Source organism: Paenibacillus sp. FSL H3-0329 (assembly GCF_037963285.1).
Classification (GTDB): Bacteria; Bacillota; Bacilli; order Paenibacillales; family Paenibacillaceae; genus Paenibacillus_AQ; species Paenibacillus_AQ odorifer.
Map to the genome: position 1 here is coordinate 856,024 of NZ_CP150150.1, position 24,157 is coordinate 880,180.

A 24,157-nucleotide genomic window follows, 5' to 3' on the forward strand; every position below is an offset into this window, starting at 1 on the left:
AGTTCTGTGGAAAAACATATTCTTGTTATTTTGCCACATCCGGATGATGAGGCCTTCGGTATATCAGGGACCCTTGCCAAACATATACAAAATGGGACCCAAGTTACCTACGCATGCCTAACGCTTGGAGAAATGGGCCGAAATATGGGCATCCCGCCCTTTGCGAATCGGGTAACCCTCCCGGAAATACGTAAGAAGGAGCTGGAGGAATCCTGCGAGGCTATTGGCATACAGGATTTAAGAATGCTTGGTTTTCACGACAAGACGATAGAATTCGAAGATCAAGTCTTGCTCGATGGGCAGATTGATGCGCTCTTGAAAGAGCTTAAACCTTCGCTGATCATCACTTTCTATCCAGGGTACAGCGTTCATCCTGATCACGATGCTACTGGAGCTGCAGTGATCCGAACCGTTGCAAGATTGCCGAAGGAAGAAAGACCTCCTGTTCACTGTATAGCTTTTGCTAATAATATTGTAGAGATTGGGGAGCCAAAGGTTATCAATGATGTGAGAGATTTCCTCAAGCACAAGATGGCGTCCATTCAGGCGCATCGTTCCCAATTCCAAGCTGCTGAGCTGTTGGGCAGCAAACCTTTAAATGATAAAGAGATCCAAGCTCGGTTTGGAACAGAGCATTTCTGGATTTATCCGTTTGAATGATAATGATCTAGTCAGAATTTTAGCGGTGATCTGTTGTCGGTGCTTAACCGGTGATAGATCGCCGTTTTAGTATGTGAATATTCAACTTTTCAGCGGGGGACGGTGGGAATTTAAGGCGAGGCCTTAAGACACGGGTAATTTGACCTAAAAAATTACTAAGGACTATCCGATATAGAAGATACTAACAATTGAAAGGTGATTAAATGCGAATCGGTCACAACATCACGTCTTTAAATAGTTTGAACAGATTAAATAAAAATAATAAATCTATTACAAGTTCACAAGAGAGGTTATCTTCTGGACTTCGGATAAATATAGCGGCAGATGATGCTGCAGGATTAGCAATTTCTGAGAAAATGAGAGCACAGATTCGTGGATTATCTCAGGCAGCAAGGAATACACAGGATGGTATTTCACTAATTCAGACTGCTGAGGGTGGACTTGGAACTATACAAGATCCTAATCTGCTAAGACTTCGGGAGCTTGCAATACAGGCTTCAAATGATACCTTAACAAATTTTGATCGAACATTGATTCAAAAAGAAGTTGAGCAGATAAAGCTTGGGATAAATGATATTGCTAATAACACTCAATTTAATGGAATTCATTTATTGAATAATGACCTCGAAGTAAACACGAATATTACCCCAGTACAGGGCAATATAAGTACGAACTGGACAGCTAACATACCTGCCAGAGATTTATCTAAGACTTCAGATGGAGGTTACGTCGGAATAAGAATTCCCGGTAATAATCCCTTCAAATTAGATAGTATGGGTAATCTGGTTTGGTCACAAGCAATTCCTAATATGGATGTGTATAGTATTAAGGAATCTAGTGATGGTGGTTATATTTTATTAGGAAATGATTTCTCAGCAGGGGCAATTTCCGATCAAAGGATAAATATAATTAAATGGGATGGGAATTTGAATGAGCAGTGGAGTACAGGGGTATCTGGCGTCTACTCCATTATGGGGAATGAAGTAATTGAGACTAGTGACGGTTCCTTTATTGTGGCAGGGACGGGTTCCGGTATTCAAAATTGGGATGGCCTTATGGCTAAATTTAATAGCAGTGGTGTGCAACAATCCACCTCGATAGTGGGTTCTTCACAATCCAATCCTGTTGGCTATGGAAGCGAAGAATTTAATTCTATTATTGAAACTGCTGACGGCGGTTATTTGGCTATTGGTTCATCAAGTCTCAAACTAAACAGTTCTTATACCGATAAGTCAAGCTGGGTTGTGAAATATGATAGTAACTTAAATCCGTTATGGGACACACGAGTCGGTGCTGCTGGGGATGATGAAGGTTACCGCGCCATCGCAACCAGTGATGGAGGGGCCATAATTGTTGGTTCTTATAACGACTCTACTAAAACTAGTGGATTAATCTATAAACTAGACAGTAGTGGAAACGTATTATGGGAGAAGAATATCTCAAATGAAACTTCCAACTCCAGTCAACTTACTAGCATTACAGAAATGAAAGATGGGAATTACATCGTTGGAGGAATAGTAGATAATAATTATCGTCTTTCCATTTTTGATTCACAGGGAAATGAATTGGCTAATGTTAATCTAAATGGTGGGGGCTCTACGGATCGATTAAATAACATTATTAGTAATGATGACGGAAGTTACACTTTTTCAACTACAACTGGAATAACCAATTTCAATGTATCTTACGGATCAAACCCTGGTACCACATATGATTACAAAACAGTAAACCTTCAGGTGGGAGCAAACTCTGGGGATAACTTCGCTGTTAAATTAACAGATGCTAGAACTACTGCTCTGGGAATTGCGGATATAGATCTTTCAACTAGACAAGGTGCCGAATTAGCGATTTCGAAAATAGACAAGGCTATAAATACCGTTTCATCTAAGCGTTCAATGTACGGCGCGTATCAAAATGCATTAGAACATATCCATAATAACCTAACCAATTACGAAGTAAACTTAACAGCAGCTGAATCACGAATAAGAGATGTGGATATGGCAAAGGAAATGATGAAGCTTACCAAATTCAATGTCCTATCTCAAGCATCACAAGCCATGTTGGCTCAAGCTAATCAACAGCCTCAAGGCGTGTTAGAGTTGTTAAAATAGGGCTATACATACAGTCTATGCATTTCAGTGCATAGACTTTTTTAGAATCTATGATGATCTAAGAAATGATTTACAAAAAAATTTCCAGAGACTATTATATTTCTATGCGTAATATTTTCCTTTTTTAACTAGATTATTGTAAGAATTTATCTCTGGAGGTTCAAATGAAAAAGCACGACAAAATCATTTCCTTCATCTTCATGTTCATTATGATGGTGACGGCTATTTTCTGGGTAAACTCGACCACTAGTTGGACTATGATGGGTACCCTTGCTTCCGTGGCCTGTTTCGTACTTTTTATATTATTGGGACTCCGTACTATACCTGTTTTGACAGATTTTGTTATGACAAATCCAGCGCCTGAAGTAACTTTGGAGAATAAAACACGGGACAGAAAGCAGGCTTGGCTATATATTATCGGCTGGGTAGTGGCTAGTAGGGTCTTGCTTATGATTATCGGGTATATATTTTTGATCATACAGAATGGCTATTCCGGTGGTTTGTTTAACAAGATAGCTGAGACCTGGCATATATCGGGGATCGACGCTTCACATTATTTGGGCATCGCGGAGAATTGGTATGTGACGGAGGGAGATCCGAAATACCATATTGTTTTTTTTCCTTTTTTTCCAAATCTAATTAAAGTAGTTCAGGTATTCGTAGGGAATTATCTCGTCGCTGGATTTATCGTTTCTAATATTTGCTCGCTTGTTGCTGCCTTGGTCGCCTATGAGCTTGCCTCACTAGACATGCATCGAAAGAGTGCTATGCGAGTAGTGAAGTATATTTTTATATTTCCGGCTGCGTTCTTTTTCTTCATCCCTATGACCGAATCTCTATTTCTGGCCTTATCGCTGTTGTGTTTATATTTTGTGAGAAAAAAAGAATGGCTCATCGGATGTTTATGCGGTGCACTCGCAGCGTATACGCGTTCTCCAGGGGTGCTGTTGATTGTACCGGTTGCGATTGAATTTGCACGGGAACTTATAGGGAATTATAAATTACTAGATAAAAAAGCGTTTATACATAAGCTGACCACCGCCATTGGTTGTCTTGCTATCATTTCGATGGGTTTGCTGGCTTATCTTTACATCAACTACTATGTTACGGGAAATGCTTTTCAGTTCAGTATTTACCAGAGGGAGCATTGGTCACAGAAGTTCTATCTCTTTTTCGATACCGTAAGATATCAGATGGAATATGCGGTGGGCACCTTTAAAAGTGGAGATAGCCGTTCTTTTCTCGGCATGTGGCTGCCCAATTTAATCGCTATATTCTCAGCACTAATTATCATGTTTATGGGAGCAAGAAAACTACGGCCATCCTATACTGCTTATTTTATCGTGTATTTTGCTTTCGTCGTGGGAGCTACCTGGCTGCTGTCAGCCCCGCGTTATTTGCTTGTTGCCTTTCCGCTAGCTTTTGCAGCCGTTGCGCTTACTAATGAAAAGCCGAAGGATGTTGCACTTACTGTTATATCTGTTGTGGGTAGTATACTTTACTTGGCAATGTTTGTAGCGGGATATCCGGTGTATTGAGGAATCGTGTTAAAATAGGAGAACGCCTAGGTGCGTTCTTCTTTTTTATTGCGAATAATCTTATAGAAACGATGGTGGGTATGAAGATTGATTACGACAATCAGGTGATCGAGTTTAATGTTCAATATGGAAACGGGAAAAAAATCTCCATTCATATAGATTCGTCAGGGCGCATAACACTCAAGGTACCTAAGAAAACATCTGAAGAGACGATTAAAAGTGTGGTTGAGCGTAATGGCAAAATGATTGTGGAGAAGCTGCAAAGTCTCGAAGCGGCTCGTGAAACGCCAAAGATGATCAGAGCGTACGAAGATGAAGGAAAGTTCCTGTATCTAGGCAAATATTATTCTCTGCATGAGCTTATAGAGACAGCGGAGCTAAGTGAAGAACAACTTCAGTTAAAGCTGAAAAAGTTCTATTTCTCTAGCTGCAAGAAGCTTATAGGAGAGCGGATCACTAGGTACCAGACGCAGCTTAGAGTAAAACCTAAGAGTATCGAAATTGTAGAGTCCAGGACCAAATGGGGAAGCTGCAGCTCCGATAAAAAGCTAACCTTTAACTATCGTCTGGCCATGGCTCCCGTGGAGGTTATCGATTATGTGATCATCCATGAGTTATGTCATTTGCTGCATATGAACCATGATCGCTCCTTTTGGCGACGGGTTGGAAGCCTAATGCCGGATTATAAGGAGAAGGAAGAATATTTAGCAAGATATGGACGGGCTATGACGTTATGAAAAAAAGGGTATTCCAGTGCAACTAGAGTAATGGTTGCTGGGAATACCCTTCGTTATTTTAACCCCTTTGCAGCAATCGATAGAGGTTAAGTGCCAGTTGAATCTCGAATAACTCATCAGAGTTTTTCAGATCTATATTTAGCAAATCTTTGATTTTATCAATCCGGTAAATAAAGGTGTTGCGGTGAATAAACATCGCTTTGGCGGCTTCGGTTACATTCTGATTGTACATAAAATAATACTCCAAGGTAGACATGAATCTCGTGTTCATCGTCTGGTCATGTTCATGAATGCCTCCCAGAACTTTGTTAAAGAATGTCTCCATTTCCGTAGGCTTAATGTTGGAATCCAGAAAATGATAGACAGAATAATCCTCGAAGTGAGCAATGCTCCGGCTGTCTTTATTAAACCGCTGCATGAGCCGCATAGCTTCCTGGGCCTCGAAGAAGCTTCGATGGAGCGAAGCAAGTGTCTTATACTGACTGCCAATGCCGATGAGAAAATGATTTTTAGTCATTTCCTGAGCCAGCAACTGCAGCACCTCTTGAGCAAAGGCTTTCGTATCGCTTACGGAAATTGGCGGTTTATTTTCATTTTTGCCGATCAAGATGATGATTTGCTGATTGCGATAGTAACAGATTAGCTCTCCACCTGCATTACTGGACAAGCCATAGATCAAATTGACACATTTTTTGACCATATGCTCCATTTCATATTTTCTATAAACCATGTCCGTGTAGTTTTCCAGCTGTGTAGCTTCAACATGGATAACTGTACAGTAATACGCATAGTTAACTTTAAGCCCATGCATAGCAGATAGGGAATGCAGTGTTTCTGTTGAAGTAATATTGCCAGCTAATAAGTCGTCGAAGAAGTCCTGCCTAATTTTATGCTTTACCTCTTCGATTTCCTTGGCTTTGATCCGGTCCAGTGCAAGCATCGTGGATACATGCTCTAACGCGGTGTAGTCAAATTCAACCAGCTTGCGTACCGTTTGCAGAACGACGATATACGCGTAAGCATTACTGGATACAGAAACCGGCATAATGCAGCACTTGTACGGCTGTCCCTGAGAATAGTAGGTGCGTTTGATGGATTTTTTGATTTCAGTAATATACTTTGGGAAAGCTACCGTGAACTCTGTTGGAAAAACAGGCCTGTTCTTCACCAGTGGCAGGAATTCCTGAAGTGGAGATGGGTTGTCCTTATGATCTGTATAGCAGAGTAGGTTCCAGTCTCTATCTAATATAAGAACAGGGTTATGGATCGTGTCGGACAATTCCGCCGATATTTGCTCAATACCGCCGCCTTCGAGCGCGATTTTGAACAGCGCATTATGAAGGTCGAGCGAACGTCGGTTCACTGCATCGTAATCCGCGTTGGTCTTTTCGTTAATGATCGCAATGACTCTGGACAAGGTGTATTCAAAAGGGAGCTCCAGTAGCGGAAGTCCATGCTTATCAGCAAGCTCGATCATGTTCTGCGGGATAGCATCGAAATATCGCTTCATTTTGATGCAGAGTCCTGCACAGTTATTCTCCACCAGCTCATGAATGAATTTGTTCTGTAGCTCCGTGCTGTCTTTGAAGATATATCCGGTGGATAAAAGCAGCTCGTTCGAGGTCAGCCAGTCAAATACGTCCGGATTCTCGATGATATTAACTACGGAGATTTGATTGTTTAGGCCAGAATGCCCCGCAACGATCTTTATGCCTTCGATGGATTTGATTTGTAAGATATCTTTTATCGTTAGCATCAATTCACACCTCTCATCATCACCCATTGTGCAATGTGCATAGTGATTACTTGTTGTTTTTAGTGTTCTTGTATGATGACCCCCAGTGTACGGAGGACTACAATAAGGGTGTCAGGTAACGTTTAACCGTTAAACTGTGATATATTTCACAAAAATATCCTTTTTCACACAGAAAGCAGCTCAATCTTCATCATTCTTGGAATTTTATGAACTGAGTGTAACATCTTCTATCATTCATCATCAACCGTTACGGTTTTTTATGAGAACGCTTTCTATATAGGATAACCTGACAATAAGTGACCAAACCATTATCTACTTCCTTCTCAAGGGGGCGATCAAACGGAGTATTCTCAGAGCAAGTGTACCTCTTATTTAAAAGCTGGGATATCCAGTGATAGCGCGTTCTTTCATCGGATTCGAGAATCAAGATTTTTCGGAAATATACACAGCATATTTGAGCGGACGATAAATGTAAGGTGCAAGGCAACTGATGAATTATATACCATTGCGAGCAGTAGGGTAGATAATGCGCCTAATACTTTGATTACAGAGGTTAGTAGTTTTTCGGTTCTTGGACTGGTTGTGGGAGAAGAAGTTTTTGCGGAGAATGATCAATTATATATTGGCACTAAGCTTTCAATATCGATCAAGGAACTGACAGTTTGGCAGAGCTCTCTATCTATTTTTCCAAAAGAAGTAAAGACGCTAAGAGATAATTTGGCTGTGGCAAAAGCTTATATCAATAGCTATGGAAAACCAGGCGGTATGAAGCAGTTTGCGGGTTCTAGCTGCTTTGAGAGAGAAACGATGCGGCTGCTGGAAGAGCGATCTTCAGGTCTTCTAAATGCTTTGGCGAATGACAGCATGGGAGATGCTGCTCATTATGCAATTCGACTAATGGGATTAGGCCCAGGTCTGACTCCGTCGGGAGATGATTTTTTAGTTGGATTGTTTGCTGTGATCCATCTGCCTCAGAGTCCTATTAATAAATATCAGCCGTGGTGCAGGGAAGTCGTGAACGAAGCAGCTGAATTAACGAATGAAATAAGCTATATGGCTCTGAAAAAAGCGGCTTGGGGTCAGGTGAGAGAGTCAATGGGTCAGATGCTGCATTCGCTCATGTATGAGAGTAAGGAAAATATGCTTCTTGGCTTATCGGCAGTGCTGGATATAGGTTCTTCTTCCGGAACAGATATTGCCTTGGGGATCATTAGCGGTTTGGATCTTAATCTAGAACAACGTTGGAGGTAAGATATGTCGACTAAAATAGTAATTAAAAGAAACACATACTTTGATTCCGTCTCGCTCATGTCGTTGTCGACCAAAGCGAATCAAATAGAGGGTGTCGAACAAGCTTTTATCGCAATGGCTACTCAAATGAATAAAGAGGTATTAGCGAATGTAGGGCTGATAACCCCTGAGCTAGAGGAAGCTAAGAATAGTGACCTGATGATCGTAATCAAAGCAGCATCCCCTGAGCTGGCTGAAGTTGCCTTTGGAGCAATCGAAGAGCTGTTTATTAAAAAAGACAGTGCAGTTGGCGGTACAGAGCTTAAATATCCAACAATTGAGTCGGCAGTGAAGAATAGGACAGCAGCTAATCTTGCAGTGATTTCAGTCAACGGAGCGTTTGCAGCCAGAGAAGCAAGAAAAGCGCTGGAGAATAATCTCCATGTCATGATGTTCAGTGACAACGTAAGCGTAGAAGACGAAATTGAATTAAAAAAAATAGCACATGAGCGTGGATTACTGATGATGGGGCCGGATTGCGGAACCGCGATCATTGGAAATATGGCCTTATGTTTTGCCAATAAAGTTCGTAAAGGCAATATCGGCATCGTGGGTGCATCCGGCACAGGAAGTCAGGAAATCAGCGTGCGGATTCACGATTTTGGCGGAGGCATCTCACAGTTGATTGGCACAGGCGGCAGAGACCTAAGTGAACGTGTCGGCGGAGTAATGATGCTTGATGCTATGAAAGCGCTTAACGAAGACGAAGCCACTAAGATCATTGTGTTGATTTCCAAGCCACCAGCCAAAAGTGTGGAACAAAAAGTGCTGAATGAAATCAAAAATATGCATAAGCCTGTCGTAGTCTGCTTTATCGGAGGAACGGAGGAAGCTGTTCTGGAGGCAGGTGGACATTTTGCCAAAACAACCAAAGAGGCCGCGCTGAAGGCGGTAATTCTATCCGGCATTGATGAGAGTCAAATTGATAAGCATCCGCTAAACCTTCCGCTGATTGAAGAGATTAAGGTCAAGCTGAAGCCAGAACAGAAGTATATTCGTGGGCTATTCTGCGGCGGTACTTTATGTGATGAAGCAATGTATCTAGCGATGGAGAAATACGACGATGTCTATAGCAACATTCCAAAAGATCCGGAATATCAGCTGGGTGATATCCATATCAGCCAAGCACATACGTTTATTGACTTTGGGGATGATGGGTTCACTAACGGCAAACCACATCCGATGATTGATCCTTCTTCACGGATTGCCAGATTCAAGCAGGAAGCGAAGGACCCGGCGGTGGGCGTGATCATTATGGATTTTGTATTAGGCTATGGATCGCATGAGGATCCAGTAGGTGTTATGGTGCCTGCAATTATTGAGGCTAAGCAAGCAGCGGAACAAGAAGGCAGACATTTGGAGATTATCGGCTATGTCCTTGGAACCGATCTGGATACACCTTCGGTCCAAGAACAGCTTGATAAGCTGGTATCCGTGGGTGTTACCTATGCAAGCAGTAATACGAATGCAGGACTTCTTGCCAGAGGTTTTGTAGAGAAGGGAGTATAACATGAGCAGAATTAATGAGTTATTTAAGAGTGAACTTCACGTTATCAATGTCGGCCTAGAAATGTTCAAGGATGATATCCTGAAGCAAAAAGGCAACGTAACCCATCTGGAATGGAAGCCACCTGGTGGAGGTAAGCCCGAATTAATTGCCGCACTGGATGCGTTAGAGCAAGAGGAAATTGCTGCAAAGATTGAGGCTGCCAACAAGCTGGCTGTAGAGCGAATCGTGAATTCACAACCGGTATTGGTTGGTTTTGACCAAGCGATCAACGTCGTACCAGGGATGACTAAGACTACGATATTACATGCAGGGCCTCCGATTACTTGGGATAAGATGAGTGGTCCCATGAAAGGTGCAGTTACCGGCGCTTTGGTCTTTGAGGGCTTGGCGAAGGATCTCGATGAAGCTGCCGAACTAGCGGCATCAGGTGAGATTACGTTCTCCCCTTGTCACGAGCATAATTGTGTGGGTTCCATGGCAGGGGTAACCTCAGCCTCTATGTTTATGCACATTGTAGAGAATAAAACGTATGGCAACATCGCTTATACGAACCTTAGTGAGCAACTGTCGAAAATCTTGCGGATGGGTGCAAACGATGAAACGGTCGTTGCCCGTTTGATCTGGATGAGAGATGTGCTTGGACCGATGCTGCGTGAGGCGATGAAGTTCTCTGAGAACGGCATTGATCTGCGGCTCATGTTATCACAGGCGCTCCATATGGGAGATGAATGCCATAACCGCAACAACGCTGGAACAACTCTTTTGATTCAGGCATTAACGCCGCTTATCCTGAGAACAGATTTTACTAATGAGCAGAAAATCGAAGTGTTCGACTTTGTGGCAATGAGTGATTATTTCTCCGGACCAACTTGGATGGCTCTTTGTAAATGTGCACTTGATGCTGCCCATGGCATCGAGCATAGCACCATCGTAACAACGATGGCCCGCAATGGCGTGGAATTTGGTATTCGTGTCAGTGGAATGCAAGGCAATACCTGGTTTACCGGTCCTGCGCAAAAGGTTGTCGGACCGATGTTTGCAGGGTATAAGCCGGAAGACTCGGGACTCGATATCGGAGACAGTGCGATTACCGAAACGTATGGTATAGGTGGCTTCGCCATGGCAACCGCGCCGGCGATTGTAGCATTAGTTGGGGGAACCGTAGATGATGCCATGAACTATTCTGTGAAAATGAAGGAAATCACTACGACGGAGAATCCAAATGTGACGATTCCTTTGTTGAACTTCCGCGGAATTCCTACTGGAATCGATATTCGTAAAGTGGGTCAAACCAGCATTATGCCAGTGATCAACACGGCTATTGCCCATAAGGATCCAGGCATCGGAATGATTGGAGCCGGAATCACTCATCCTCCAATCGAGTGTTTCGAGCAAGCCATTCTCGCTTTTAGTCAGAGCATGCATTCATAGAACCACCCGCCCTTCAGGCCTATTCAAGGGTCTGAGGGCTTCATAAGCCATTGGTATGTAAGCGCTAACGATCTAGGGGGAGATTTATTATGGATCAAGTATTTATGAAGATGTTCTGGAAAAAGGGAGATTGGGCCGCGTTTTTCGGGCTGCTTGCTAACAATTTAACCAATCTGCTTACGATGATTTCATTGTTAATTTTTGTAGTAGGATTTCCGGAAGGTATGGTTTACGGCAGAGTCGTTCCTGCGTTTGGACTCGCGATTTTTATCGCAAGTATTGCTTATGGCTGGTTTGGATATCAGCTAGCCAAAAAAACAGGCCGAACGGATATAACCGCATTACCTTCAGGACCTAGTGCTCCATCGATTTTTACGGTAACTTTTCTAGTGTTAATTCCCGTATTTAGAGAAACCAATGATGCATCATTTGCGCTGCAAATTGGTCTCGTATGGTGTTTGTTCGAAGCCTTGATCCTTATTGTCGGCTCATTTCTGGGAGATGTGCTGCGCAAGGTTATTCCAAGAACCGTACTTTTATCTTGTTTATCTGGACTTGGATTGTTATTGCTGGCCATGAACCCGATGCTACAATCCTTCGAAACACCAGTGGTTGCTTTTGTTGTACTTGTGATCATCTTTATTAACTGGTTTGGCAAATCGCCAATATTCAAAAAAATTCCTACAGGATTTCTGCTGCTGATTGCTGGAACCGCGCTGGCTTGGATATTCGGCTTGCAGAATCCAGAAGCGATCACAACGGCTCTTTCAACACTTGGGTTTAATCCACCTGAGGTGCATATTACCAGCTTAATTCAAGGGATTCCGCATGCCTTGCCATACCTGGCTTCTGCAATTCCATTGGGACTGGCGAATTATATTTTTGACCTTGAAAATATTGAGAGCGCACATGCTGCCGGAGACCCTTATAACACTCGTAACGTTATGCTAACGAATGGGGTTGCTTCAAGTATTGGTGCTTTCACAGGTAATCCGTTCCCGGTAACTGTGTATATTGGTCATGCAGGCTGGAAATCTATTGGGGCTGGACTTGGTTATACCATAGCTTCTGGTTTCTCCATGTTAATTATTTGTCTCTTTGGCATAGGAGCACTGCTGTTGTCTATCATACCTGTTGTGGCGATTGTTCCGATTCTGGTCTATGTCGGGGTCGTTACGGCGAATCAGGTGGTTCGAGAGACACCTAAAAATGAAGTGCCCGTTATCTTTATCACCTTGTTCCCATGGATCGCCAACTGGGCTTTAACGCTTGCGAACAACATTTTTAATGCGGCTGAAACTTCGGCTTCCAAGGTGGGGATTGATCTCTTATTAAGCAAAGGGGTTTATTACAACGGCCTGATGCATTTAGGAAATGGTGCACCGCTTAGCAGCTTGATTTGGGGCTCCATCACTATTTTCTCTATCCTGAATAAACCACTGCGGGCTGCTGTCTTTGCTGTAATCGCGTCTGGCCTATCTTTATTTGGAATCATTCACGCGCCGACTGTTGGATTTGCTCAAGCTTCACTTATGCCGTTCGTATACGCCTACTTGATGGTGGCAGGATTATTTGTTTATAAGCATTTTTCAGACCTTCGTGACCCAGCGAACAAGCTGCAATCCGAATAAATAATTGATAAAAAGAAATAGGAGAGCTAAGCCATGACTAATCAAACTCTGTCAGAAGATTTAATTCAAGCAGCGGATCGCGGGGATTTAGCTGCCGTAGAACAGCTTTTGGCTCGTGGTGCCGATGTTCATCATAAGGATGCCAGTGGTCGTACTGCGCTGATGGCGGCAACGCAAAAAAATCATATTCCTCTCGCTCAAAAGCTGATTGAAGCAGGCAGTGATGTGAATGCAAGAGATATCACTATGTTATCACCCTACCTGTGTGCCGGTGCCAATGGATTTCATGAGATTCTGTCTTTAACTCTTGCCGCAGGTGCGGATACAACCAGTGTAAATCGTTTTGGGGGAACTACACTGCTTCCCTCCAGCGAGAAGGGGTATCTAAGAACTGTTCAGAAATGCTTGGAAGCAGGTGTTGCAGTTAACCATATGAACAATCTGGGATGGTCTGCCTTGCTGGAGGCAGTAATTCTCGGGAATGGTGGCCGTTTATACTCCGATATTATTCAGTTGTTGGTGGATGCTGGAGCGGATGTTCATTTGCCGGATCGTGACGGAAAATCATCGTTGCAGCATGCAGAAGAGCTGGGTCAGGAGAGGGTCATCCGTATTCTCAATAAAGAAAAGCTAACGATTCATCCAAGTATTCAAAGCGCTCAAGAGCTAGCTCGGGCAGAGGATTTCCGGAAAGCAAGTTTGGTTATGGAACATGCAATGCAAGTGGACAGTAATAATTCAGATTTCTATTACTATAAAGGATACTTCTTAGGGGAACTCGGGAGATATGACGAAGCTCTGGCAGCTTATCAACAGGCACTTACTATTGATCCGGATGACCTTGATTTCTATTTCTATACCGCAAATGCCTACCGAATGATGAAGCGATCCGAGCAAGCATTAGCAGAGTATGACAAAGCGATAGAACGCGATCCTGGCGAAAGCTTCTTCCGCTATCATAAATCCAATTATTTAAGAGAGTTGGGCAGGCATGAGGAAGCGGTCAAAGTTATGGATCAGCTTCTGGAACAGCAGCCTGCCCGGTATGATTTCTCGTTCCATAAGGCGAACAGCTTGAGATCACTTGGCCGGCATCAAGAGGCAGTTGAGGCGATTGAGAACGCAATTGCTAACGATCCGAGCAATCCTTTATATCATCATCATAAGGCTCAGTCACTTGGTTTACTTGGTGATCATGAAATGGCCATTCAAGAAATAGATATTGCTATCAGCTATAATCCTGCCAATCCGGATTTTCACTCCGCGAAGGAACAATTTCAGCTGGCCCTTAAAAGCTAATCAATGAGGATCAACTGATCCGTCAGGAGGAATGGAATGAGTAAATTTATAGTTGTAGCCATTGGCGGTAATTCATTGGTGAAAGACAATGGCCGCGATTCTATAGAGGATCAATCTGAGGCAGTACGTGAAATTGCTGTCAATATCGCTGATCTGGTGCAAGCAGGCAACGATGTGGTGGTTACTCACGGCAACGGTCCACAGGTTGGATTCGAGCTGAGACGAAGCGAGGTGGCTTCGGAAGTCACTGGAATGGATGTTACTCCGCTGGTCAATTGCGTGGCGGGCACGCAAGGGGGCATAGGTTATTTAATCCAGCAGGCCTTAACAAATGAATTCATTCACCGCAGATTAGACAAGAAGGTTGCCACAGTTATTACTCAGGTCGAGGTTAGCAAAAATGATCCGAATTTTCAGTCTCCCTCGAAACCAGTGGGCTCCTTCTTCACGCTTGAGCAAGCAGAGGAGATGAAGCGTGCCAAGCCAGATTGGGTCATCATTGAGGATTCAGGTCGTGGTTACCGCCGTGTTGTTCCATCGCCTAAGCCGATTGATATCGTTGAAAAGAACGTCATTAAATCACTCATTGAGACGGGTTATGTGGTGATCGCTGTTGGCGGAGGCGGGATTCCTGTGATCAAAACCGAAAATAATACCTACGAAGGTATCGATGCGGTCATTGACAAAGACTTTGCTACAAGTCTGCTGGCCGAACAGATCGACGCAGAATCGCTGATCATTACAACAGGAGTTCCTCAGGTATGTGTAAATTTCGGTACGCCTGAGCAGAAGGCTCTTGAAGAAGTTACAGCGGCAGAAATGATGGTATATGCGGAGCAGGGTCATTTTCCTGCTGGAAGTATGCAGCCTAAAATTGAAGCAAGTCTTAGCTTTTTGAAAAAGGAGGGACGTAGAGTTATCATTACTAATCCGGAAAATATGAAAGCTGCGATGAGCCAACAGGCTGGCACACATATTGTAAATTAATATGATCTTATTTATCTCATCATTTCATGGAGACCGCCACTGATCTAAATCAGGGCGGTTTTTTGACATGTTCATGAATTGTTACTCAACTGCTGCTTTCAGATGGCCATATTCTGGTGAATAAAAGGAAGATAAGAGGTAAAACTATGTCCACTATATAAAAAAGAATACATTAAAATGCGGGGGTAAAAGATGAGATCGAATAAAGGAACAACACAACGTTTTACCAGGGCTACAATTCTTTGTTGTATTTGTGCATGTACGGTATTGTTAAGTGGATGCACTAAAGCAGCGGATGAGACTCAAGTGGCTACTCCAACGGCTCAAGTAGAAACCACAGCACCTTCTGCAGAAGCTACTACACCTGCGCCTACGAATAACGCAACAGAACAACCCATGACATCTGCGTCACCCGGTTCAAATACTGGGGAACTTCCAGAGGGAGTGAGCATTCAGAGAGTTATCAAGGATGTTTCGTTAAAAGATAGCTATCATAAAAAGGTTGAACTGTTAAGCGACGGTGGCAAGCGGGTTACCATTACAGATCCGAATCAAAAGATTGTTTTGCAGCAGATTGAATATGACGGAAGGATCACTGCGGTTAAGGATAAACAGATTACCGTTCAAGTGGAGGGCGGTAAAGAGCAAACCTTAACGATTCCTGATCATATAGTCATTGAAGATGAAGACAAGCTCGGATTAAATAATGGCGTTGAAATCGAGTGGACGGTAAATGCAGACGGACAAATCGAAAGCGTGGAACTGGACGATTAAAAATTTACCGAGGTGACTGGATGAAATTTCTAATCGTACTTGGTAGTATTATTGTTCCCATTGTCATGCTGATGTTACAAGGTAAATCGATAAAGTGGCGTATGGTATTTAATGTTGCTTCGGTCTTAAGTGCGATTATCTTTGGAAATATTTCCGCTTTGGCGATTTACGAAATATTAAGGGATCATGCTGTATTTATGACCTCGATCCATGCGATATTTTTAAATCCAATGTTTCTTATTACCGGAGCCTATCTTGGCGTTTATTTAATTTATCGGTTGATGATAATTTCGTATGACGAGGTTTATATGTGATGGGTACAATACAAATAGGGGTGTTCCCGCGTAGGGACACCCCTATTTGTATTGTTAACAGGACAGATGCTTAAGAGGACTTTCCTACAACGTTTGCTCCGCTCTTCGTGATCTTGTAGGTGATGATATCACCATTCCAGAAGTGGAATTTTAGGATAACCTCGCCGTCTTTAACATCTTTAAAGAACGCGGGAAGCAGCTTGATTTCTTTAGTGTTATAAGAAGGTGAGAAGGTATTGCCGAATTCCTTAAATGGAGTCCAGTCCTGCGGACCTGCATTGCCACCAGCGGTATATACAGCTTCCATTGTGGCAAGCTGGTTACCATTAAAGGTGGTCGGAATGGCAAAGGATTCAGTCGTGCCTTTTGCATCGCTTAATTTAGCTGTGTCATACACAATCACCTTAAGCCTCCACGCAACACCCTTGTTGAATTTCAGAGTCAGCACGGCATTTTCACCGTATTTTTGGGAAGCTGTGAGCTTTTTGAGTTGGCTGGCTTTGAGGATGAGCTCCTCACCATTTAATGTGTAATCTTTACCTTTGGTCAGATATTTTCCGTTGGCACTAATGGTGGTTAGCTTATTGCCGTTCAGGTTTAGCTTAACCTTGGTATCTTTGATTTGTGCACCTTTTTTTAGGTAGACCAAATCGCTTTCGGTGCTGGAGGAACGCTCCTTCAGACCAGACATTAATACATTGTGGAGTTCAGGATCAGACCACTTATAAGTTTTACGGTTGAAATGCTGCCCGTTATCCCAGAGCATGGAAGTCATTTTCTTTTCTTTCAAATAATAAGTCAGATACTCGAAGAATTTAAGCTTCTCGCCCTGTTCAATCACACCCGTGTCTTTATCGAAACCTAATAAACCAAATTCGCCGACGATGACAGGGATGCCTTTAGCTACAAATGTATTGTAAACGTTATCAAAAGTTTGAGTGATATCGTTTTTTGTATCTTTTTCAAATGTGGTGTAGCCGGCAATGTTCACACTAAAAGGCCAGAAGCCATAGAAGTGAACGGTCGCAATAATATTCGGATCGTTTAGAGCCGTAATCGTCTTATAGAGATGATCCATTCTTGTTTGTGTAGGTGAAGACTCTAATGAAGGCAATACAAGTGGGCGGAGGTCGTTTTTCCCACCGGATTTCCGCACGATCTGATAGAAGGAGTTATTGAGTTCAGTAAGCATTTGCTCCATTTTTGCTTCGTCTGTGCTTCCACCATCGGTGAACCGAGGTTCATTTATGCTCTCGAACATCAGCTTATCGGATTTGTCCTTAAAGCGATCGGCAATTTGAGTCCAGGCTGCATTATAACGCGCCAGCGTTTCATCGTGTTTTTCTTCCATATGGCTTACCCATAGCCAGGAATCATGATGGACATTAATCATGACATAAAGCTTGGCGTCCAGTGCCCAGCCGACAACTTCTTCCACACGGTCGAGGTAGGCTTTTTCTAGGGTATAGTCTGGTGCCGCACCCATGTGAGTATCCCAGGTCACAGGAATCCGAATACTTTTATAGCCTTGAGCGGCGATCTTTTTAATAAGTTCTTGGGTCACACGAGGATTGCCCCAGGAGGTTTCGTCCTCACCTGTAGCATCTAAAGTATTACCGAGGTTCCATCCGGGCTGCATTTCGTCTACATAGGATTGGATCTTACTCTTTGGCGCTGCCTTAGCTTGTTGCTCATCCTTAGTTGCAGCTGCAGCCATGGATGAGAACAGAGAGAGCAGAAGAGCGGTGACAAGTGTCAATGATAAGAAGGATTTCTGGATTCGCGTAGTCATTGAATTCTCCTTTGTGAGATAAATTTAGGATGCTTGGACCTGGCTTTGACGCTGTACTTGGTGGTTAGATGAACACGAACACCTCCAATGTTATTTTTGTAAACGCTTTCTGAATATACCCTAACATAGAATTCACTCAGCGAGTACCTTACTAATTTGTGGCAAATTCATATAAGAATTAGTGATTTAAATTAATTTTCCCCACAGTTGGATAAAGAAATTATTTAAATATCCCTACTCGTAGAAATTGGTTATTCAATAGGATTATCTCTAGCTGCCCGTTATACAAAAAAGAAATATAACATGACAAAAGCATATATATTAGATATGATGAAGCATGAAAATTTAAAATTAGAAATAGGTGCCAACTATGATAGTTGCGGAAGTACAATCATAGATTGGTTAAATGGAAAGCGGGTGTGAATCCCGCGCGGTCCCGCCGCTGTGAAAGAGGAGTCCTTGCAAAATGCCACTGGGAAACTGGGAAGGCAGCAAGGGTGATGATACTTGAGCCAGAATATCTGCCTTTTTCTGTTACACCATCAAACTCTACGATCGATAGAGAGGTGCTTGAATAGTGTTTGCCAGCTAGTATTGTGGTTCACTATCTTAACCTCTTGACGTTTATGTTGAGTGGTTTTTTTGTGGTTATAAGAAAGTTTATTCTGTTTTTTTATCATAGGTATGAAGGGAAGGGTTATGGAAAAATGAAGAAAAATAAGTTTTTAGCGTGGTTACTCATTGTAGCTGTATTTATTACGACATTCTCTACAAGTGTTATCCCGGCTCAAGCAAATGGAGCAAGCTCTACTCTTAAAGGGTACGTAACTGTAGCCGTAGAGAAATTCACCGTAGGCCAAGGGTATATTAAGGAACCTATTAAAGTTCCGATTTATGAAGGCGATAATGGCGCATCTTTAATAACACGTGCGCTAGGAGATGGGAATTATAGATATTTAGGAAATATAGATAGTGGTTTTTATTTATCAGAAGTTAAAGATAGTGGCAGAAGCGAAGTCAATATTCCACAATATATTTTAGATATGATTTCAGCTGATGGGAATACAGTCGGCACTAAAGCAGACCCAGAGTGGTTAAGTCAGTTTGACTATACTTCCATGTCGGGTTGGATGTATGCAGTAAATAATGTGTTTCCTCCGTTTGGGATGACCGATTATAAGCCTCAAGACGGTGATATCATTCGAACTCAGTTCACCACTTATGGCTATGGTTCTGATCTTGGCGGCTGTGGAGAAATCCCAGTTCAACTTGCCAATAAGGATGCTTTAACTGCGGAAATCGCCGAGATTAACAGTGACCCTAATAAAGAAACTATTTTGGACAGACCAGTAGTACAATCGGCAGTTTATCAAGCCTATTCCGTGCTCGAAAATATGGCAAGCTCTCAAATAAGTGTAGATCATGCGCTTGTAGGGCTTAACCATGCATTAGATATAGAACCCCCTGTTATTACTGTAAGTGGCATACAAGATAAACAGGAAGTATCTAATAAAGATATAAGCTTCAAAGTAGCTGTCACAGACAATGTATATAGTGACATCATTCCAGAAGTGAAGTTGAATGGTGTTACTTTATCACCTGCGAATGGGGAGTACAAAGCTTCTCTGAATTCAGGCAGTAATGCAATTACTGTAACGGCTCTTGACGGAGCTGGAAACAAAACAAATGTAACTTATCAAGTTACTTACAAACTGGAAACTACAGTTGCCGTCAAACAACAGTTAGATAAAAGCCTTGCCTATATTCTAAACACTGTAAAGAATCCGTCGTTTGGTACAGGTAGTGGAGAATGGTCGATTCTATCTTTAGCACGGGCGAACTATACAGTGCCTAACGGTTATTACGATCTTTATTACAACAATGTAGCAACAAAAATAGCATCGATCATTAAAGAGGATGGAAAACTCGACGCCAATAAAAGCACAGAGAATTCCAGAGCGATTCTAGGGCTTACCTCTATCGGAAAAGATATCACAAATGTTGCGGGATATGATCTGAGAAAAGCACTCGCTGATTATCAATATATCCAAAAGCAAGGCAATAATGGTCCGATTTTTGCTCTGATTGCGCTAGATAGCCATAACTATGAGATCCCTGTAGTTGATGGAGTTACAGAACAGACCACAAGAGAAAAACTAGTTCAGTACATTTTAGATAAAGAGGTTAAAAAAGGTACAGCAGAAGCTGGTGGCTGGGCATTAGGCGTAACCAAAGCCGATGTCGATATGACTGCGATGGCGATGCAAGCTCTTGCACCTTATTATGCAACCCGAGATGATGTAAAAGCCGCCGTGGATCGGGCCATCCAATGGCTGTCCGATAACCAAAACAATCAAGGCGGATTTACAAGCTGGGGAAGCACTAGCAGCGAAAGTATCTCACAGGTAATTGTGGCCTTAACTGGTGTAGGCGTAGATCCGCACACTGACACTAGATTTGTTAAAAGTGGAAATTCGCTTATTGATGCATTGCTTAGCTTTGCTGCACCTGAGGGTGGATTTAAGCATATCCTCACAGGCAAAGTAGACAATATGGCAACGGACCAAGGTACGTATGCACTTGTGTCTTATGATCGTCTGATCAATCATAGCAGCCGTCTCTTTGATATGAATGATGTGCAATTAGAACAACCTACTACTGTTGTAGCCAAACAACAATTAAATAAAAGCCTTGCCTATATTCTAAACACTGTAAAGAATCCGTCGTTTGGTACAGGTAGTGGAGAATGGTCGATCCTTTCTCTGGCACGGGCGAACTATACAGTACCTAACGGTTATTACGATCTTTATTACAACAATGTAGCAACGAAAATAGCATCGATCATTAAAGAGGATGGAAAACTCGACGCCAATAAAAGCACAGAGAATTCCAGAGCGATTCTAGGACTTACCTCTATCGGAAAAGATATCACAAATGTTGCGGGATATGATCTGAGAAAAGCACTCGCTGATTATCAATATATCCAAAAGCAAGGCAATAATGGTCCGATTTTTGCTCTGATTGCGCTAGATAGCCATAACTATGAGATCCCTGTAGTTGATGGAGTTACAGAACAGACCACAAGAGAAAAACTAGTTCAGTATATTTTAGATAAAGAGGTTAAAAAAGGTACAGCACAAGCTGGTGGCTGGGCATTAGGCGTAACCAAAGCCGATATCGATATGACTGCGATGGCGATGCAAGCTCTTGCACCTTATTATGCAACCCGAGATGATGTAAAAGCTGCCGTGGATCGGGCCATCCAATGGCTGTCCGATAACCAAAACAATCAAGGCGGATTTACAAGCTGGGGAAGCACTAGCAGCGAGAGTATCTCGCAGGTAATTGTAGCCTTAACTGGTGTAGGTGTAGATCCGCACACGGACGCTAGATTTGTTAAAAGTGGAAATTCGCTTATTGATGCACTGCTTAGCTTTGCTGCACCTGAGGGTGGATTTAAGCATATCCTCACAGGCAAAGTGGACAATATGGCAACGGACCAAGGTACGTATGCACTTGTGTCTTATGATCGTCTGATCAATCATAGCAACCGTCTCTTTGATATGAATGATGTGAAAGTGGAACAACCAGAAGAACCTGGGCCTGGGCAACCAGAGGGTCCGAAAGAATTTCCGTTACCTTCTGGGGAGAACCCGAAAGTTGAAATCCCAAATGACGCTAATGATTATATCGTTCCGATCAGCACTGGAGATAGCAACAAAGAAATCACAGTAGCTATTCCGGAGGGAAATCAATCGAAGGTTAGTGTCAATTTACCAAGTAACAGCGACCTTCCTCAGATAGAGGCCATAAAAGGTAACGTATCTGTAGTCATTCCTAAGGGTGCAAAAGTTACAAGTGGGGATGCCTCTGCAATTGAACTGATTTCAGCTTTAACCGGTGGAGAATCTGCACTAAAAGATAGTGTGAATCAGATTATTCCCGGGGACAAGAAGCTTGATAACATTCTTCAAACATTTTCCATGGGTGGTAGTGCAAGAGTAGAATTCAGTCAATTTATTACGTTAACCTTTAAGGACCTTAAAGGAAAAGATGCAGCTTATATTCAAAATGGCACTCCTCATGCCATTCAAAAATTTGCAAGTGATGACTTAGGTTTTGCAAGCGGTAAGTCTGAGTATGCCTATGATAGTGGAAATGATTTAATTGTAAAAACCAATCACTTCACTGACTACATTGCTTATGCTTCCAGTGCAGTACAAACACCTGGCGGCGACGGTGGTAACGGTAATGGCGAAGGTAATGGTAGTGGAAATGGTGAAGGAAATGGCAGCAACAATGGTGGCGGAACCACTCCATCGAAACCATATGTAATCCTGTCCGTGGATAAGCTTACGATTAATAAGGGATATGTTGTTCCATCTGTACAGGTAGAGCTACAATCTGGTGACACAGTGTGGTCTGTACTAAAAAGAGTGCTGGATAGCCGCGGTATCGACTATAGAGATTCCTGGAACAGTGACTTTGGAAGTGTGTATGTTGAATCCATAGCTGGTGATGGGGAATTTGACCATGGCAGCGGCAGTGGATGGATGTATAATGTGAATGGGAAATATCCTAATTATGGTGCATCTTCATATGACCTAAGTGCCGGGGACAGAATTCAGTGGCGTTATACTACGAATTTGGGTGTGGATCTAAATGCACCGATACCAACGATGAGCCCAACCCCAACGCCTAAGCCTGGTGCTACTCCGGCTCCTGGTGGGGGAGCTAATCCGGAAGGCAGTGGTGATCCAAATGTGAGTCCATCTCCAACAGTGACTCCTAAGGATCCTACCCAGAATACGAATGATATTAAACAACTGTATACAGATGCTGATAAGATCTCTTCCTGGGCCTATTCAGCGATTGAAACAGCTACAGTAAAAGGGTATATCCAAGGTAACAATGGTCAGGTGAATCCGAAGGCTTATATCACAAGAGCGGAGTTCACTAAGATTCTCGTTTCTGCATTAGAACTTGATATTAAGAGTGATAAAGGCATTACCTATAAGGATGTCGCTCTAGGCGATTGGTTCTATCCATATGTGAATGCTGCGCATAAGGCAGGTCTAATCACAGGCTTTAATAATGAATTTAAGCCGAATGACAAGATTACTCGTGAGCAGATGGCCGCAATTATCGTCAGAGCATTGGCCATCCCGGCGACGAAGCCTGGAACAGCGATTAAAGATATCAACACAGTATCGGCATGGGCCAAAGCAGATGTAGAGACCGTTGTTGCGACTGGTTTGATGTTAGGTGATGATAATCAATTTAAGCCTAAAGAGCTAGTAACCAGAGAAATGGCGGCTGTTGTAGCTACTAGAACCCATGATTATAAGAGTGGGAACAAAGTGGTTAGTCCAACTATTCAGAATACAGCAGTTAGTTCTTACATTCAGAACACAGCTGCCTTTTTGCAAAAAACAGTAACAAACCCGGTCATTTCCTCGGTTGGCGGGGACTGGACAGTCTTCGGGCTGGCACGTTCAGGTGTGAAGGTTCCAGATAGTTATTACACTAAGTACTATGCAAATGTAGAAGCGACTCTTAAAGAAAAATCAGGGAAGCTGCATAGCGTAAAATATACGGAATATGATAGAGTTATTTTGGCATTAACTTCAATCAACAAAAATATTGATAAAGTGGCGGGTTATAACCTACTGGAACCGCTCGCGGATTTTGATACTGTAATTAAGCAAGGTATTAATGGACCTGTGTTTGCTCTCATTGCACTGGACAGTAATCATTACGACATTCCAGTGGTTAAGGATGTAAAGACGCAGACGACTAGAGAGATGCTCATTGATTATATTTTGGGCAGAGAGATCAGCGGCGGTGGATGGGCACTAGGCAGTAATGCTACAGCGGCTGATCCAGATATCACGGGGATGGTCATTCAAGGCTTAACGCCTTATTACAAAACCAACGCCAAAGTAACAGCTGCTGTGGACCGGGGGATTGCTTGGTTATCCAAAACACAGACAGCAGACGGTGGTTTTGCAAGCTGGGAATCTACAAATTCCGAAAGCATCGCTCAGGTGATTGTAGCTTTAACTGGCCTTGGTATTGACCCGCATAAGGATTCCAGATTTATTAAAAATGGACATTCCGCAGTAGACGCATTGCTTAGTTTTGCTGCACCTGAAGGTGGCTTTTATCACGTGAAGCAGGGTGGAGTAGGCAATGGAGGCGCGCAACCAGGAGAAGTAGATCTTATGGCTACTGATCAGGCGATGTATGCACTGGTTTCCTATGATCGGCTCGTTAATGGCCAGACACGTCTTTATGATATGACAGACGTCAAATAGAATTTTATTT

At 42.8% G+C, this 24,157-nt stretch carries 15 protein-coding genes and 1 riboswitch; of the genes, 13 read left to right on the forward strand and 2 right to left on the reverse strand.

The features are described from left to right. Nucleotides 1-6 precede the first annotated feature (6 nt). The 4 genes from bshB2 to NSQ66_RS03780 all read left to right on the forward strand — a co-directional run bounded on the left by bshB2 (nucleotide 7) and on the right by NSQ66_RS03780 (nucleotide 5,046). On the forward strand, nucleotides 7-660 hold the full coding sequence (bshB2, locus tag NSQ66_RS03765) for a bacillithiol biosynthesis deacetylase BshB2 (protein ID WP_038574105.1): 654 nt from the start codon (nucleotides 7-9) through the stop codon (nucleotides 658-660). Nucleotides 661-863: 203 nt separating this feature from the next. After that, a complete protein-coding gene (locus tag NSQ66_RS03770; RefSeq protein ID WP_036684867.1) occupies nucleotides 864-2,771 on the forward strand; it encodes a flagellin in 1,908 nt (635 codons plus the stop codon). A 164-nt stretch (nucleotides 2,772-2,935) separates the two neighbouring features. Then, on the forward strand, nucleotides 2,936-4,309 hold the full coding sequence (locus NSQ66_RS03775) for a hypothetical protein (RefSeq protein ID WP_076142352.1): 1,374 nt from the start codon (nucleotides 2,936-2,938) through the stop codon (nucleotides 4,307-4,309). Between the two features lie 80 nt (nucleotides 4,310-4,389). Continuing rightward, the gene (locus NSQ66_RS03780; RefSeq protein ID WP_038574107.1) at nucleotides 4,390-5,046 is read left to right on the forward strand and encodes a SprT family zinc-dependent metalloprotease; all 657 of its coding nucleotides are present in this window, start codon (nucleotides 4,390-4,392) and stop codon (nucleotides 5,044-5,046) included. 58 nt (nucleotides 5,047-5,104) lie between these two features. Here the strand turns inward: NSQ66_RS03780 and NSQ66_RS03785 are convergent, their stop codons facing one another. Continuing rightward, the gene (locus tag NSQ66_RS03785) at nucleotides 5,105-6,802 is read right to left on the reverse strand and encodes a PucR family transcriptional regulator (protein ID WP_038568767.1); all 1,698 of its coding nucleotides are present in this window, start codon (nucleotides 6,800-6,802) and stop codon (nucleotides 5,105-5,107) included. A gap of 540 nt (nucleotides 6,803-7,342) precedes the next feature. Here NSQ66_RS03785 and NSQ66_RS03790 point away from each other — a divergent pair. The 8 genes from NSQ66_RS03790 (at nucleotide 7,343) to NSQ66_RS03825 (ending at nucleotide 16,038) form a co-directional block, all read left to right on the forward strand. Then, complete coding sequence (locus tag NSQ66_RS03790; protein WP_081383599.1) at nucleotides 7,343-8,053, forward strand: DUF2877 domain-containing protein; 711 nt, start codon at nucleotides 7,343-7,345, stop codon at nucleotides 8,051-8,053. Nucleotides 8,054-8,056: 3 nt separating this feature from the next. Continuing rightward, a complete protein-coding gene (fdrA, locus tag NSQ66_RS03795) occupies nucleotides 8,057-9,601 on the forward strand; it encodes an acyl-CoA synthetase FdrA (RefSeq protein ID WP_036684874.1) in 1,545 nt (514 codons plus the stop codon). Nucleotide 9,602: 1 nt separating this feature from the next. Beyond that, nucleotides 9,603-11,033 (forward strand): DUF1116 domain-containing protein, encoded by a 1,431-nt coding sequence (locus NSQ66_RS03800; RefSeq protein ID WP_076142351.1) that lies wholly within the window; start codon nucleotides 9,603-9,605, stop codon nucleotides 11,031-11,033. An 89-nt stretch (nucleotides 11,034-11,122) separates the two neighbouring features. Further along, complete coding sequence (locus NSQ66_RS03805; RefSeq protein WP_036684876.1) at nucleotides 11,123-12,664, forward strand: hypothetical protein; 1,542 nt, start codon at nucleotides 11,123-11,125, stop codon at nucleotides 12,662-12,664. A 33-nt stretch (nucleotides 12,665-12,697) separates the two neighbouring features. Continuing rightward, complete coding sequence (locus NSQ66_RS03810) at nucleotides 12,698-13,963, forward strand: tetratricopeptide repeat protein (protein WP_076142350.1); 1,266 nt, start codon at nucleotides 12,698-12,700, stop codon at nucleotides 13,961-13,963. Between the two features lie 36 nt (nucleotides 13,964-13,999). After that, nucleotides 14,000-14,950 (forward strand): carbamate kinase, encoded by a 951-nt coding sequence (gene arcC / locus NSQ66_RS03815; protein WP_076142349.1) that lies wholly within the window; start codon nucleotides 14,000-14,002, stop codon nucleotides 14,948-14,950. Between the two features lie 192 nt (nucleotides 14,951-15,142). Then, entirely contained in the window at nucleotides 15,143-15,724 is a 582-nt protein-coding gene (locus NSQ66_RS03820; RefSeq protein WP_076142348.1) for a hypothetical protein, read from the forward strand. 20 nt (nucleotides 15,725-15,744) lie between these two features. Beyond that, nucleotides 15,745-16,038 (forward strand): hypothetical protein, encoded by a 294-nt coding sequence (locus NSQ66_RS03825; RefSeq protein ID WP_036684881.1) that lies wholly within the window; start codon nucleotides 15,745-15,747, stop codon nucleotides 16,036-16,038. A 70-nt stretch (nucleotides 16,039-16,108) separates the two neighbouring features. On the opposite strand, the gene NSQ66_RS03830 is transcribed toward NSQ66_RS03825, so the two are convergent. Then, nucleotides 16,109-17,830, reverse strand: coding sequence for a cellulase family glycosylhydrolase (locus tag NSQ66_RS03830; protein ID WP_038568775.1), 1,722 nt, complete (start codon nucleotides 17,828-17,830; stop codon nucleotides 16,109-16,111). 342 nt (nucleotides 17,831-18,172) lie between these two features. After that, nucleotides 18,173-18,374, forward strand: a riboswitch (cobalamin riboswitch). Nucleotides 18,375-18,537: 163 nt separating this feature from the next. Between NSQ66_RS03830 and NSQ66_RS03835 the strand changes: the two genes are divergently transcribed. Then, nucleotides 18,538-24,147, forward strand: coding sequence for an S-layer homology domain-containing protein (locus NSQ66_RS03835; protein ID WP_339192742.1), 5,610 nt, complete (start codon nucleotides 18,538-18,540; stop codon nucleotides 24,145-24,147). The last annotated feature ends 10 nt before the right edge of the window (nucleotides 24,148-24,157 follow it).

Excerpts from the sequence above, each read along its gene's own strand:
- NSQ66_RS03770 (WP_036684867.1), top strand. The coding sequence starts at position 864 with ATGCGAATCGGTCACAACATCACGTCTTTAAATAGTTTGAACAGATTA.
- NSQ66_RS03775 (WP_076142352.1), top strand. The coding sequence starts at position 2,936 with ATGAAAAAGCACGACAAAATCATTTCCTTCATCTTCATGTTCATTATG.
- NSQ66_RS03780 (WP_038574107.1), top strand. The coding sequence starts at position 4,390 with ATGAAGATTGATTACGACAATCAGGTGATCGAGTTTAATGTTCAATAT.
- NSQ66_RS03785 (WP_038568767.1), bottom strand. The coding sequence starts at position 6,802 with ATGCTAACGATAAAAGATATCTTACAAATCAAATCCATCGAAGGCATA.
- fdrA (WP_036684874.1), top strand. The coding sequence starts at position 8,057 with ATGTCGACTAAAATAGTAATTAAAAGAAACACATACTTTGATTCCGTC.
- NSQ66_RS03800 (WP_076142351.1), top strand. The coding sequence starts at position 9,603 with ATGAGCAGAATTAATGAGTTATTTAAGAGTGAACTTCACGTTATCAAT.
- NSQ66_RS03805 (WP_036684876.1), top strand. The coding sequence starts at position 11,123 with ATGGATCAAGTATTTATGAAGATGTTCTGGAAAAAGGGAGATTGGGCC.
- NSQ66_RS03810 (WP_076142350.1), top strand. The coding sequence starts at position 12,698 with ATGACTAATCAAACTCTGTCAGAAGATTTAATTCAAGCAGCGGATCGC.
- arcC (WP_076142349.1), top strand. The coding sequence starts at position 14,000 with ATGAGTAAATTTATAGTTGTAGCCATTGGCGGTAATTCATTGGTGAAA.
- NSQ66_RS03820 (WP_076142348.1), top strand. The coding sequence starts at position 15,143 with ATGAGATCGAATAAAGGAACAACACAACGTTTTACCAGGGCTACAATT.
- NSQ66_RS03825 (WP_036684881.1), top strand. The coding sequence starts at position 15,745 with ATGAAATTTCTAATCGTACTTGGTAGTATTATTGTTCCCATTGTCATG.
- NSQ66_RS03830 (WP_038568775.1), bottom strand. The coding sequence starts at position 17,830 with ATGACTACGCGAATCCAGAAATCCTTCTTATCATTGACACTTGTCACC.
- NSQ66_RS03835 (WP_339192742.1), top strand. The coding sequence starts at position 18,538 with ATGAAGAAAAATAAGTTTTTAGCGTGGTTACTCATTGTAGCTGTATTT.